This is a genomic window from Algibacter lectus (assembly GCF_004368925.1).
Lineage (GTDB): Bacteria > Bacteroidota > Bacteroidia > Flavobacteriales > Flavobacteriaceae > Algibacter > Algibacter lectus.
Map to the genome: position 1 here is coordinate 68,215 of NZ_SORL01000013.1, position 13,118 is coordinate 81,332.

The following is a 13,118-nucleotide window of genomic DNA, read 5'->3' on the forward strand; positions in this document are numbered from 1 at the left end:
ATTGTCAAACAATTTTGATAAAACGTTAGACAAAACAGGTTTTTAATCGAAGTGTAATTATTATTTTTTGTTTAAGTTTGTGTAGTAAATATTTAGACATGAGCAAGTATACAATGGCACAAATAGTGGCTTTAACTGGTATTAAAGCACATACTTTGCGTAAGTGGGAGACTAGATATAATTTCTTGGATCCGGAACGTACAGATACTAATATTCGTTATTATTCTGATAATCAATTGAAGAAATTATTGAATATTGCTGTCCTGACCCGGAATGGTTACCGCATTTCTAAGATTGATAAAATGACGGATGATGAAATTCATAAAACCATTTCTGATGGAATTACTGAAGGAAATTATGAAGATGAAATTAGTGCTCTCGTTATTAGTATGCTCGATATGGACGAGGTTTCTTTTAATGACGTGCTAAGAACTCAAATAGTTAAAAAGGGTTTATTGGCAACAGTAACAGAATTAGTGTATCCCTTTCTTAATCAAGTAGGAGTACTTTGGGGAATTAATAAAGTCATGCCAGCTCAAGAACATTTTATTTCGAATTTAATTAAGCGGAAAATGTTCGCTTCAATTGATGTTCTTGCTTATCCTCCAAAAGGTGCTCCAAGTATATTAATGTTTTTAACTGAAGATGAATATCATGAAATAGCACTTTTACTTGCGTATTATATAGCCCGAGAAATGGGATGGAATGTATACTATTTAGGTCAAGATGTGCCTACGGAAAATATTAAACAAGTTATAAAAAAAGTAAAGCCAAACTTAATGCTGTCTATGTTTGTAACACCAACAGAGCAACCCGCTAAAGTAAAAGTTGAAGCGATACTAGAGCAAGGAGATGTGCCTTTGCTTATTTCTGGTAATCCAACAAATTTGGAAGGTATTATGGATGATAAAAGAATTATCTATTTATCACATCCAAATGATTTAATTAAGAATTTAAAGGTAATAAAACCTGCTTAAGTTTATAAGCAGGAGGAAGGGTTTCTCGTTTTTCTTAAAATGAATTTAAGCATACAAAACATTTAATTCTAGAAGTTCATTGATGTAATCTCTAGTATTTGAAAGTCGTGGAACTTTATGTTGACCACCAAGTTTGTTATTTTGTTTAAGCCAATCGTGAAATAAATTTTTTCTGGCTATGGTGATTTTTGGTTTATTTAAAGTAATACTATTATAACGCTTCGCTTCATAATCTGAATTTAAAGCCTTCAACGCATTGTCAAAAAGTTCATTAAAGTAATCGATATCTGTAGGCGGGGTTTTAAATTCTATAAGCCATTGGTGCGCACCTTTTTCTTTTCCTACCATAAAAATAGGGGCAGCGGTATAATCTACTATTTCTGCTTCAGTTTTGGCACACACATTTTTTAGAGCTTCTTCTGCATTTTCTATAATAAGCTCTTCACCAAAAACATTAATATGGTGTTTAGTGCGGCCAGAAACTTTTATCCTGTAAGGACTTAAGGAAGTAAACCTAATGGTGTCGCCAATTTTGTATCGCCACAATCCGGCATTGGTTGTTATTATAACTGCGTAATTTTTATGTAACTCAACTTCGCTTAACGGAATTGCCTTTTCTTCGGATGTGGCATAAATGTTCATAGGGATAAATTCATAGAAAATGCCGTAATCTAACATTAGTAATAATTCATTCGAATCATTTCTATCCTGAATAGCGAAAAAACCTTCCGAAGCATTATAAATTTCATAATACTTAAAATCCTTTTGAGGTAATATTTTTTGGTATTGATCTTTATAAGGCGTAAAACTTACTCCTCCGTGAAAATAGACTTCTAGGTTTGGCCAAACCTCGTGTAAACTTTGTTTTCCAGTAGTTTCTAGAACATTATTTAAAAGCACAAGCATCCAAGAAGGAACGCCAGCTAAACTTGTTACTTTTTCATTTATAGTTTCGTTTACAATGGCTTGCATTTTGTGTTCCCAATCGCTCATTAAAGAGACTTTGTTGCTAGGAGTACTGCTGTATTCGGCCCAAAATGGCATATTATCAATTAAAATTGCCGATAAATCTCCGAATACGGTGCCGTTTTGTCTAGAGAGTTCTTTACTTCCTCCTAAGCGTAAACTTTTGCCTGTAAATAATTGCGAATCTTCGTTGTTATTTAAGTACATACAAAGCAAATCCTTACTCGCCGCATAGTGGCAATTTTCTAGAGATTGCTCGCTTACGGGTATAAATTTACTTTTAGCTCTGGTTGTGCCGCTAGATTTAGCAAACCATTTTATAGGTGTTGGCCAAAATAAATTATTCTCTCCATTACGCGATCGATCTATAATGTCCTGCCATCCGTCGTAATTTTTGATTGGTACACGTTCGGAAAATGTTTTGTAATTTTTTATAGACCTAAAATCGTATTGTTTACCTAATTCAGTGTCTTTAGCCGTGTACAGTAGGCTTTGTAGTAATTCATTTTGAACTTCATTTGGGTATTTTAGGAACAATTCTATTTGATGAAATCGTTTTTTTAAAAACCAAGAAGCAATTGAATTTACTATAGGGATTGGCATAATTATTTTTATCTTTAATTTTTTAAAAATAAGACTTTTTTTTATGACTTACCAAGGTGTTTTGACAAAAATGGAAACCGAATTTTCTAACCCGATTCAGTATTATTTGGTTTTTGATTCTGATTTTATAAATATGAATCAATTACTAGGAAAAACGATATCTATTGAATTTGTAAAATACCAATGTTTAAACTGTGGATTAGACAAACCAATATTCCGCCAAGGCTATGATAAGCAATGTTTTTATAATACCGCACAAACTGGAGATTGGATTATGCGACCGGAATTAAGCACAGCGCATTTGGGGCAAGAAGATCGCGATTTGGAATATGAAAAACGTGTGCAATTACAGCCACATATTGTTTATTTAGCGAACTCTAGTAATGTGAAAGTTGGGGTAACGCGAAAAACGCAAGTACCTACACGTTGGATCGACCAGGGGGCACACGAAGCATTGGAAATTGTAGAAGTGCCTAATAGGTATTTAGCGGGCGTTACAGAGGTTGCTTTAAAGTCTTATGTAGCAGATAAGACAAACTGGCGTAAAATGCTTAAAAACGATAATGAAGACGAGAATTTAATAGAATGGCGGGATCATTTAAAACAATACATTCCAGATGAAGCTGCTCAGTACTTTATTGAAAATAATACTGAAACTCATTTAGACTTCCCAGTAGATAAATATCCGCTTAAGCCTAAGAGTCTAAATATTAAAAAAGATTTAAAATATATAGGGAAGCTAGTTGGTATAAAAGGTCAATATCTCATTTTTGAAGATGAAACCGTGTTTAATATAAGATCTAACGAAGGTATAGTAGTAAAAATATCCGTTTAATTAAAAAATCCCATTACGACATAATCGAATGGGATTTTTTATAAGCTTCAAACTAAGCAAAGACTAAATTTCTTCTTGGTCTCTTAAGTTTTGAATGTAAGCTGCTTTCTTTACTTGACGACGTCTTTTTACAGATGGCTTAGTGAAAAACTGTCCTTCACGTAAATTCTGCATCACTTTGATGTTACGGTGTTTTCTTTTGTAGCGTTTTAAGGCACGCTCTATATTTTCACCATCTTTTACAATAATCTTTAACATAGATACTCTTTTAATTAATTGATTTTAAGTTTTAGGCTTATCCTAAATACGTTTTTAATACTTTACTTTTTGAGGTTTGTCGTAATCTACGAATACCTTTTTCTTTTATTTGTCTTACACGTTCCCGTGTTAAACCAAAAGAGTCACCAATTTCCTGGAGGCTCATAGGTTGTTTTTTACTAATACCATAATAATGACGAATAACCTCTGCTTCTTTTTCCGAAAGGGAATTTAAAGCACGGTTAACTTCTATATTCAAAGCGTCTTGCATTAAACCAGAATCTGGTCTAGGCGATTCGCTAGAATTCATTACATCATACAAGTTTGATGTTTCACCTTCTTGAAAAGGAGCATCCATAGAAACATGGCGCCCAGATATTTTCATAGACTGTTTAACATCGGTTAATGAAAGATCTAATTTGCTTGCAATTTCTTGCGCACTTGGTGGTCTTTCATTCTCTTGTTCTAAAAATGAATAGGCTTTATTAATTTTATTAATCGAGCCAATTTTGTTCAAAGGTAATCTAACTATTCGAGATTGTTCAGCTAAAGCTTGAAGAATTGCTTGACGAATCCACCAAACGGCATAAGAAATAAATTTAAATCCTCTGGTTTCGTCAAAGCGTTTCGCCGCTTTCACTAGGCCAGCATTGCCTTCGTTGATTAAATCGGGTAGAGTTAGCCCTTGATTTTGATATTGTTTTGAGACTGAAACTACGAACCTTAAATTAGCGGTTGTGAGTGTATCTAGAGCTTTTTGGTCGCCATTTTTAATTAATTGGGCTAGTTCGACCTCTTCTTCAGCAGTGATTAGTGGTATTTTACTAATGTCTTGAAGATATTTGTCTAGGGATTTTGACTCGCGGTTGGTAACTTGTTTCGTAATTTTTAATTGCCTCATGTAGTGTTTTTAAAGTTATACTAAAGGATAATATAACTAATTTGACGAGAAAACCTAATTGTTAGAGGTTTATCTTTAATTATGATGAAAATTGTAAAGTTTTCATTTGTTTTAACTTCGCTGCTGCTCAAAATTATTACTAGCGGATCGGAAGTTAAATATGGATCAAAAGGAATCGTTACCCTAGAAACTATTTTATAATTGGATAAATTTTGAGTTGAGATTATAGCTAAACCTTGAGCTTCAATGATTTTTTTAATTCTAATTAGTAAACCAGACGTGGTGTTATATTTACAGAATGATATAAATTGAAAATCCCCAAGAGTTTCAAACTCTTGAGGATTTTTAACTTTAACCATTGTCGGTTATTTATAGCAATGTGCTATAGCTAATTAGTTGATAAATGGATTGTTTTGTACTTCTAATAAAGGAATTTCCAAAGTAAGACGATCGTCATTATAAGGAATTACTTCGCCTGCTAAGTATAAATGGTTAGTACCTCTTACAACATTCGCTTTGTTTCTTTTAAGAGCAAGTAAACTTTTTCCTTCGGCAAAAAACTCAATACGTGTTTGTAAGTATATTTCATCTATTAGTGCTTGTCCGGTTAAGGTGTCAACATAAGCATAGTCAGCTGCTGAGTCAAAACGTTCAGCTAAAATTTGCTTTAAACGAGTTTTAGCATCTTCTTCAGCTCCTATTTTTGCATTCATTTCGGCAGATAACATGTATAATTCATCAATACGCATGTAGATGTAATCATCTTCAATAACTCTTTGACCACCTCTAACTCTTGCAGCATTGTAAAACTTCTTGAAAGGAATTAATATATCTGAATCTTGTAATTGGTTTACCTCATCGTCAATATCTGCTTGAGTAGCAAATTGAATTTTACGTTGATCTGTATCTTTAATTTGATCGTATAATCCTTGATCAATTGCTTTTTTATCACCAGCCCATTGGTAGCTATATGTGTAGATATCCATTTGGCCCCACCATGATATCAAATCTAAGCCAGTATCAGTTGTGATATCTGCACCCCATAACCAACTTGGAGTTTCTACAGAGTTGAATCCTCCAATAGTTTCTGCCTTTGTTGTAATAGGAAGACCTGAATTTGCTATAACTTTTTCAGCTAAATCTCTAGCTAAAATATCTGTAGCGTTAGTATCCATAGATCCGTAAACATAAGCTAATAATGTGTTTGCAACATCTTCATTAACTTCAAATAATTCAGCTCTGCTGTAACCTTCTAAAAGTGTTGCTGCTTGTTCTAAATCATCTATCATTTGTGCATAAACCACTTGAGTTTCGCTTTGTTCTAAAGCATCTCCATCTGTGTTTATGTATAATGGCAATACTTTAGAAGTCGGAGTGTATTCTGGGATATAAAGCTGAGTTAAGTAAAAGTACGCATATGCACGCATAGCTTTAGCTTGTCCCATTGTTGTTTTATTGGAGTCTGTAATAGTAGCATCGTTACCTCCTAATGCATCAATAATTTTGTTTGCAGATCCAATAATTCTGTAGTAGTATCTCCAAGCTGAATAATTTGCTCTTGTATACGTGTTATCCACAGTAACTAATAATGGTGCAAAACTGCTATATCTGTTATATCCATTTGCTGTTAGAGCTAAATCTCCTGAAAGGAAATCTGAATAAATGTCATTACCTTTTTGTCCAAAATCGGCATGATCAGTTGTTCCTCCAGTTCCCGTTGTGTACATAGAATTGAATAGACCACTAAGTGTACCGGCTAGTATGCCTGGGTATATTTCTCCAGTTTCACCAACATCCGAAATGGAAACGTATTGTGTCGGAGTTTCTTCAAGAAAATCTTCTCCACAACTAAAGGTAAACGTAGCAACCGCTACTACCAAAAGTGATTTTATATATTGTGTTTTCATATTATTTTTTTTTTAATTAGAATTTAATTCTTGCTCCTACCGTAATTGTAGATAATGGTGCGTAAGTATATGACGTTGTTGCTCCAGTCTCAGAAGTATTAGGATTAAAACCTGCTCTAGCACTGTTAATAAATAAATTATCACCCGAAACCCATAAGTTGATAGATTTGATTGTGTTATTTACTAGGAAGCGAGATGGTAAGTTATATCCAATTCTAGCATTGTTTAAAGATATGTAATCTGTTGAAGTAATGAAACGGGAAGACGTTGAGTTTACTTGAGTATTTACATCACTTATTAATTTAGGAACGTTAGTAACATCACCAGGAGCTTTCCAGCTGTCTCTAATATCTGTAGACCAGTTGTTAGAACCTGCTTGATCATTACTTACTAATCTAGCATAAGCAGCATCATAACCGTAACCACCTAAGCTATATGCAAATTGCGTACTAATTGTGAAATCTTTGATTCTTGCATTAAGTCTAAAAGCACCTCGGATATCTGGTATTGCAGAGTGTCCTGTGTATTTTTGAGTAGCATCGGCGTAAACATTTGTTGTTGTTTTCTTGATGTCTGTGTTGTTTGGATTATCATTTTGGTATTGAGATAAACTAGCGATAGATTCACCTGAATCTACAACGTCATTACCATTAGCATCAAAATAATATTGATTCCAAAGTGGATCTCCATTAGCAGTATCTACACCAGCCCATTCTCTAATATAAAAATCATATAAGCTATGTCCTTTTGAACGACCATAATTTCCACTTTGATCTAGCGTTTTTTCAAGACCAGTTGCTGTTTCAATAGGCATTTGTGTTAATTCATTATTTAATATCTCACCGTTAAAAGCAAAGTCTAAACTGTAGTCAGCTTTGTCAATGATATGTGTAGTGATATCAAATTCTAATCCTCTATTTACCAAAGAACCGTCATTAACTGTAATTAAAGATTCCGAAGAAGAAGGAGCTAATCGCTTATCAAATACTAAATCGTCAGTATTCTTAACGTAGTAATCAATGTTAGCATCAACGACATTATTGAAAGCTGTAAATTCAATACCTGTTTGAAACATTTTTGATGTTTCCCAGGTTAAATTAGGATCTTGAATAGAGTTAGGTACTAAAGAAATACCACCTAATAAGTTGTTTATTTCATAAGTGTTTTGTCCACTGTAGTAATCTGCACCAGCTTCATCACCAACTAAACCATAACTCGCTTTTAATTTTAAAAAGTTTATTGAGTTAGAACCTTTTAAGAATTTCTCATTACTCATTACCCATGAAGCTCCTACTGAACCAAATGTGCCCCATTTATCTTTAAAGAATCTTGAAGAACCATCTCTTCTGATAGACCCTGTTAAGTAGTAAGTATTGGCAAAGTTGTAGTTTGCTTGCGCGAAGTAACTTTCAATAGATCTTTGTAATCTGTATCCTGTAGGAGGAGAAGAACTTACAACATAGTTGTTTGCTTGATCAAGTCCGTTTTGAAGGTTTACAACATTAGATTTACTAACTGTAGCATATTCGTATTTGTTCTTGTTTGTTTCGTGTGCAGCTAAAATGCTTATGCTGTGAGATCCAAAAGTATTAGAATATCTAAGTAAGTTTAATAAGTTTTGTGTAATATCGGTTGTGTTCACTTTAAATAAACTACCGCTTTGTCCGGCTGCTGATCCATAAAAAGGATTGTTTATTACATTTCTAACTCTATTGTAATATTGAACACCATAACGTGTTTCATAAGTAAGGTTCTTAGTGATATCAAATTTCATTGAGAAACTACCATTTACCGAATGACGATTGTTACCATCTTGGTCATATTGAGAATCTGCAATAGCATTGGTTAATCCACCAAAACCTCTATTTACACCGTAATCATACTGGTTTCCACCATATTTTGTGTCTGGTATTGTATTACCATCAGAATCTCTTGTGAATAATGGGTAGATTGAAGGAATGTTATCTGAAAACCAAAATACACTACCTGAATCTTCAGATTGTCCATTTGCTAAAGTTTCACCATAAGTATATCCTAAATTAGCAGTAGCTGTTAACCATTCTTTCGGTTTATGGTTTACGTTTAATCTTGCAGAGTAGCGTTTGTAAGATGAATTTTTTAAGAAACCTTTTTGATCTAAATATCCAAAAGATGAAAAGTACTTTGTTTTCTCAGTACCACCACTCATTTTTAAGTTAGCTTCAGTTAAGAAAGATGCTTGGAAACCATAATCAGCCCAGTCTTCAGGAGTGTATTTCGTTGTTACACCAGCACGAACTTTTCCAGTTGCAGGATCAATTAATTCTGAAACGTTATTTACGTTATAGTTGTTGTATTCTGAGTTAATACCTCTAGCAGAGTATAAATATTCATTCGCATAAGCAACAGCATCATTATTTGGGTCAAAACTTAACGTTCTGTTTCCCATAGCCATCCATGATAACTCTACATATTCGTTAGCGCTATCGATAACGTCATATCTAGGAATTAATTGAACATTTACACCAGTTTTTACATCAACTTCCACTGAAGAAGTTCCTTTTTTCCCTGATTTTGTAGTTATCAAAATAACTCCATTTGCACCTCTAGCTCCGTAAATAGCAGTAGCTGTAGCATCTTTTAAAACTGTTGTAGTTTCAATATCGGAAGGGTTTATTGAGTTTAAACTCCCGTTATCAAAACGATCTCCATCAGAATCAAAAGAAGATGTTGTCATTGGAACACCATCAACTACATATAAAGGATCTCTGTTTCCGTTTACAGAACCAAAACCTCTAATACGTATTGTTGCAACAGTACCTGGTTGACCTGAAGTGTTAATTACATTTACACCAGCAACCTCACCTGCAAGGGCTTGAGATACATTTGAGAAGGTTTTAGCTTCTAATACACCCGCTTTGATTTCTTTAATAGAACCAGAAAAGGCTTGTTTTGTACTTGTACCGTAACCAACAATTACAACTTCTTCTAAAGCTGCTGCATCTTCTTGCATTGTTACATTAACGGTGTTGGACTGTCCAACCTTTACTTCTGTGCTAGCATATCCAACAAAGCTAATTACAAGAACTGCTCCTTGATTAGCCTTAATAGCATATGCTCCATCGAAATCTGTTGAAGTACCTGTTGAAGTACCTTTTACTAAGACTGTAGCTCCTGGTAACGGTAAACCAGAATCATCTGATACTGTTCCTGAAATTGTCTTTTCTTGTGCAAACGTTAGTTGCACAACAAACGCTAATAGTAGCGTTAGTATTCCACTAAACTTTTTTTTCATTTTATAATTATTTGAATTAGTCGGTGCCAAAAATCACTATAAAAAGTTAATAAAACAATAAATAATGGTTAAAATTGTTGTTTTGTGTTATGATTTTGTAGAAAAACTTGTAAAAGAGTTGAAATCTGTAGTTTGACTGAAGGAAAGTTAATATTTAAGAGATTTATTTGGTAATTTGTTAATGCCTTTTAGTAAATTTTTAATTGTTTGAATAACTTTTTCTACTATTAGGGTTAAATATTTTTCTTTCAAATTTAAAGAGAAAAGGTTTCGGTGTCTTACTGTTTATTATTAAATAATAGTAAATGGTTTTAAAAGATAAGTAAGTGTTATTTTTAATAACGAATAATAATGTTTAATCTTAATTAATGGTTTAAATCAATCTCCTTTTTAAGTTTACTTAATTGAAAACTTGAAATGAAGCTGAACCTCTTAAATTACCTTCTCTTTTAAGTATAGTCTGTATTGTTGCGAGTTAAAGTAGATGCTTCTGGTCTGGCTAAATCATCTCCGTATGCACTATATACTACTAAGCTGTAACATCGCCCATCGCATAATGTTATAGAGATGCTAGTTGAAGCAGTTTAATCTAGAAAAGCTGTACTCGTACTGGGAACAACTATGACCTTCAACGTCAAAAATCTCATAAGATATTTCACTTCCATAGCTATCAAAAGTAAAATCAAGAGTACTATTTACTTCTAAGTCGCAAGTTTGCTTGGCTTTGGATATTAAGTTAAACCTGACATGTTACTTGGGTTTACACCGTTAGTAGGGATTAACTTAAAGGCATTAAAGGAATTTAAGGTAATAATCTGCTATGGCTATAGTAAATATTCCTTTATTACTGTTTGCATATATAGTGAATGATGTAGGGATATTGTAAAACATTAATTGTTTGTTTTTTAAAAAATACTGTATAAAATAAAACGGTCGGTAAACATTTTGTTTACCGACCGTTTGGATACTAAATATAACTTTATTAAAAATTAGTTTTGTCTCACTAATTTTTCTAAGAATTCTCTAGTTGCACCTGTTCCTCTGTCATAACCTGTAGTTAATTCTACAATATGTTTTCCATCAGACATAAGTGTTTGTTTGTTTGTTGTATCATCACATGTAACCATTTCAAATACGCTTTTTGCACAATTCATGATTGGAGACCCGTTTAGTAACGTTGGTTCTCCTGCAAGATCAGTATCCAAAACAGTAATAACGTTTGTATCTGGATCTACAGTAAAGTAAAAATCATTATCATCTGGCCAAAATGCAATACCAACATGTTTGTATAAATCTGGAGATACGGCAGCAATAGATACAGTACCTGAATAGTTTGCAATAAAAGATCCAGAATTCCAATATTCACCTACTTCAACATCATAAGTTCCTGCTAAAGTAGTTTCAGGAAGTGCTTTTAATGTTAAAGCGATTGAGTTAACATCTGATACAGCTTCTGAAGATTCAACGATTTCTAAAACGATGTCCTTAAAATCGAAAGGAACAAGATTACCTGTTAATACAACTATCGATGCATTGGCAGTTTTTTCACCTGCAGGAATTGTAAATGTAGTTTCACCTAATTCAAACTCAACACCTTCTTTTGCTGGTGAATCTGGGCTAGCTGCAATAGTAACCGTTACATCTCTGTCTAAAGGAACATTTTTTCCTCCAAAGAAAGTAATTGGAATTTCATAATCTATTGATGTAACAGCAGGATCTAAAATAATGTTTAGTTCATCTGTTGTGTTTTCAAATTGAGCCAATATTGGACCTTGTCCAAAATCGATTTTTGTGTCGTCTAATAACGCATCACAAGAACTTAGGGTGATAAGACTCCCTAGAGCTAGGACAAAAAATGTCCTGATAAATTTAATTTTTTTCATTTTTATATTTTTTATTTCCAAAATGGAGCGTTAGTAAATACATCGTCTGCAGTTTGTGTAGGTACGTTGTTCACGTTTCTTGCGTATTCTGAAGATGGGTATAATAATCTTATTGGTCTAACACCATCAGATTCAGCAGGAATAGGTAATCCAGCAGGGTAACCTGTTCTTGTTAAATCAATCCAAGATTCGATAGAAGATGTTCCATTTAATGCTACCCATTTTTGAGTGATGATAGCTTGGATTTTGTCTGTTGAATCATCCCAACTAACATTAATGATATCTTGGTTATAATAGGTTTGAGCTTCAGTTTCAGCATCTTCAACACCTAATTGTACGAAAGAAGCAGTAATTGCAGCTTCATATAAAGCTTGAGCAGCAGCATCTCCACCTGGTAAGTATCCTCTTACAGTAGCTTCTGCTTGTACAAATAGAGCTTCAGCTTCAGACATGACAATTTGATCCTGATCTGCACTAACTAATAATCCAGGTCCTACTTTTGATAAATCATCAGATGTAAATCCTACACCAGGTAAAATAGTAGACTGTTCAGCTCCTTTATAACCACCATTAGCAGCTTCTTCATAAAGTCTTTCTAGTCTTGGGTCGTTTGCATTTGTTAAAAAAGCAAGTGCATATTCTGAAGCAACAGTAAAATCTTTTCTGTTTTGTTGTGCTCCGTTTGGCTGTACAAAATAATCGAAGAATGGACTCTGTTGATTGTCACTAGCTGTATAGCCAGGGTTAACACCTGCAGTAGCATGTATAAAACCTCCACCATTAGCAGTAATATCTGCTATTTGAGAAGCGATGTAAGCATCTTGACCAGTGTTGCTCATTCTTACAAGCATTCTTAATCTGATACTGTTAGCAAATTCTACCCAGTAATCCATGTGACCTTCAAATAAAATATCTTGAGTTCCAGGGTCTTCTGCTGCAGCAGAATTATTAATTAAATCTACAGCAAGACCTAAATCTTCGATTACACTTTTGTATATGGTCTCAGCGTCATCATAAGCAGGAGTTGTATTGTCTCCTCTTAAATTAGCTTCAGTATAAGGTACATCACCATATAGGTCTACTAACATTTGGTATTGAAAACCTTTTACAATTTTAGAAATTGCTTTGTAGTTAGAATAGTCAACAGCTCCAGAAGGATCTTCGTAATTTTCAATGTAAGTAAGGTTTTTGAAAATTGTAGCGTACGAAGTTTCAAAAATATTTGAAAAGTCGTCAGCACTAAAGTTATATCTACTGTATATAGCATTCGCAGACCAGTTAGAAGGTGTAGCCCAGTTAACAACTAACTGATTCCCTAAATAGGTCATTGTACGTCCGTTTAATTCTCCGAAATCTTCAAGAGCAACTGGTAGTGTTAAACTAGGAGTCGATATTGATGGATCATTAGGATTTTCGTTGACATCTAAAAAGTCATCGCAACTCACACTAACTATCGCTAGAGCAAAAAGGGATAAAATTGCTTTTTTCATTTTTATATTTTTCATTTTTATTTT

At 33.6% G+C, this 13,118-nt stretch carries 10 protein-coding genes; 2 read left to right on the plus strand and 8 right to left on the minus strand.

Annotated features, from left to right (window positions below):
- The first annotated feature begins 98 nt into the window (after positions 1–98).
- Positions 99–977, plus strand: a complete 879-nt coding sequence (locus DFQ06_RS17495) for a MerR family transcriptional regulator (protein WP_042505231.1) — start codon at positions 99–101, stop codon at positions 975–977.
- 45 nt (positions 978–1,022) lie between these two features.
- Here the strand turns inward: DFQ06_RS17495 and DFQ06_RS17500 are convergent, their stop codons facing one another.
- On the minus strand, positions 1,023–2,546 hold the full coding sequence (locus DFQ06_RS17500; RefSeq protein ID WP_133969157.1) for a GH3 auxin-responsive promoter family protein: 1,524 nt from the start codon (positions 2,544–2,546) through the stop codon (positions 1,023–1,025).
- 43 nt (positions 2,547–2,589) lie between these two features.
- Between DFQ06_RS17500 and DFQ06_RS17505 the strand changes: the two genes are divergently transcribed.
- Complete coding sequence (locus DFQ06_RS17505) at positions 2,590–3,381, plus strand: DUF2797 domain-containing protein (RefSeq protein WP_133969159.1); 792 nt, start codon at positions 2,590–2,592, stop codon at positions 3,379–3,381.
- Positions 3,382–3,444: 63 nt separating this feature from the next.
- Here DFQ06_RS17505 and rpsU read toward each other — a convergent pair whose 3' ends face one another.
- The 7 genes from rpsU to DFQ06_RS17540 all read right to left on the minus strand — a co-directional run bounded on the left by rpsU (position 3,445) and on the right by DFQ06_RS17540 (position 13,109).
- Positions 3,445–3,639, minus strand: coding sequence for a 30S ribosomal protein S21 (gene rpsU, locus DFQ06_RS17510; RefSeq protein WP_042499099.1), 195 nt, complete (start codon positions 3,637–3,639; stop codon positions 3,445–3,447).
- Positions 3,640–3,676: 37 nt separating this feature from the next.
- Positions 3,677–4,540 carry a sigma-70 family RNA polymerase sigma factor gene (locus tag DFQ06_RS17515; protein ID WP_042499100.1) on the minus strand — a complete coding sequence of 288 codons (864 nt, stop codon included), beginning with the start codon at positions 4,538–4,540 and terminating at the stop codon, positions 3,677–3,679.
- A gap of 20 nt (positions 4,541–4,560) precedes the next feature.
- A complete protein-coding gene (locus tag DFQ06_RS17520; RefSeq protein WP_042505228.1) occupies positions 4,561–4,899 on the minus strand; it encodes a hypothetical protein in 339 nt (112 codons plus the stop codon).
- A gap of 33 nt (positions 4,900–4,932) precedes the next feature.
- Entirely contained in the window at positions 4,933–6,447 is a 1,515-nt protein-coding gene (locus DFQ06_RS17525) for a RagB/SusD family nutrient uptake outer membrane protein (protein ID WP_133969161.1), read from the minus strand.
- Positions 6,448–6,463: 16 nt separating this feature from the next.
- Positions 6,464–9,721, minus strand: a complete 3,258-nt coding sequence (locus tag DFQ06_RS17530) for a SusC/RagA family TonB-linked outer membrane protein (RefSeq protein WP_133969163.1) — start codon at positions 9,719–9,721, stop codon at positions 6,464–6,466.
- 989 nt (positions 9,722–10,710) lie between these two features.
- Positions 10,711–11,604: a hypothetical protein gene (locus DFQ06_RS17535; protein ID WP_133969166.1), complete on the minus strand. Its 894-nt coding sequence runs from the start codon at positions 11,602–11,604 to the stop codon at positions 10,711–10,713.
- Between the two features lie 11 nt (positions 11,605–11,615).
- The gene (locus tag DFQ06_RS17540; RefSeq protein ID WP_133969168.1) at positions 11,616–13,109 is read right to left on the minus strand and encodes a SusD/RagB family nutrient-binding outer membrane lipoprotein; all 1,494 of its coding nucleotides are present in this window, start codon (positions 13,107–13,109) and stop codon (positions 11,616–11,618) included.
- Positions 13,110–13,118 lie beyond the last annotated feature (9 nt).